Raw genomic sequence first — 1,397 nt, 5'->3', positions numbered from 1 at the left:
ATGCCTCGCCGCCACCGGCCTGATCATGGACGGCTGACCACCCTCCAGGCCGACATCACAAATTCAAGTTCAGTACGTATTGCGCGGCACCGATGCCCTCGCGGGTTCCGTGATCACCTACGCCGTGCCGCTGTTGGTCCTCACCCTCACCCACTCGGTGATGTGGACCGGGGCGGCGTTCCTGCTGGAGTGGCTGCCCAGGCTCGCCGCGATCGTCCTCGGCGGCCCGCTGGTGGACCGGCACAGCCCACAGACCGCGGTCCTGACGACCAGCCTGGCGCGCGCCGGGGCTGCCCTGCTCACCCTGGTGGGGATGAGCCTGGGAGTTGGCGTGCCCGTCGTCCTTCTGTTCGGCGTGGTGGCCGGCATGCTGGCCGAGGGCAGCTTCCTCGCGGTCGAGTCGCTCGGGTCGGAAGCCAGCCGGCGAGCCGGTGCCCAGGCGCACCGGGTGCAGTCGCGATTCACCGCGATCGACCAGAGCGCCGCCCTGCTGGGCCCGCTGATCGGCGGCGCGCTGCTGCTCGCCGGTCCGGCGCTCCTGTTGGCCACCGTGGCGGTCCTGTCCGCCGTCACCATCACCATGGCGCTGGTGATGCGTACCCCGCGCGTGCGCCTTCGGCTGGTCACCGAGCAGCGCCGTGAGCGGGCCCGCGACGCCCTGGCCGGCGGTCTGAACGGCGTGCTCGGCACCCCGGCCCTCGCCTGGCTGGTCGCCACGCTCGCCGCCGCGAACCTGCTGTCCGGCCTCCTACAGGTATCCACCCCGATCACCGTGACCCGGGACCTGCACCACAGCACCGCCGCCACCGGCCTGGTGTGGAGCGTCGCGGCGGGCGCCTCCCTGCTGGCCGTCCTCGCCGCGAAGCCGGCCATCGACCGGTATGGCCTGTTCCCCGTGATCCTCACCTCCTCCGTCGTCACCTGCGCAGCCGCCGCCGGTGCCGCCATCGCGCCGACCCTGGTCACCTACATCGCGGCGGTCGCCACCCTGATGGCCGCCGAGGGCGCCGCAACGGTCGCCCTGCGCACCGCCCGCGCCCGCCTGATCCCCGCCCGGCGCTTCGGCGCGACCTTGGCGGTCTGCGTCTTGCTCGTCTTGGCCCCGCTCCCGCTGGCCGGCCTGCTGGTCGCCGTCGTCCCCGCTGGCGGGGTGCGCGCCCTGCTGTTCGCCGGTGCCGTCGCCGTCACCGTCGCCACCGCCTTCTGCCTAATCGGCCTCCACCAGCACCGCCACACCTACGAACACCCGGCCGCCGAGCCCGCCGCCCAGGACGAGGCAGCCCGGGCCGAAGCCGCCTGACCCGCCCCCAACCCCTCGGAGACCGCCACCGCATGAGCCTGCCCCGCACCGACCCACGCCAGGTCACCGCCCGCTGGTACGAACATCCCGACGACGC

At 73.6% G+C, this 1,397-nt stretch carries 1 protein-coding gene; it reads left to right on the top strand.

Going from position 1 to position 1,397, the window contains the following annotated elements:
- Positions 1-79 precede the first annotated feature (79 nt).
- Positions 80-1,300 carry an MFS transporter gene (locus tag IEZ12_RS34060; protein ID WP_373295560.1) on the top strand — a complete coding sequence of 407 codons (1,221 nt, stop codon included), beginning with the start codon at positions 80-82 and terminating at the stop codon, positions 1,298-1,300.
- The last annotated feature ends 97 nt before the right edge of the window (positions 1,301-1,397 follow it).

The organism is Kitasatospora griseola (assembly GCF_014648555.1).
Lineage (GTDB): Bacteria > Actinomycetota > Actinomycetes > Streptomycetales > Streptomycetaceae > Kitasatospora > Kitasatospora griseola.
This window is presented reverse-complemented; position numbering and strand designations above follow the sequence as displayed.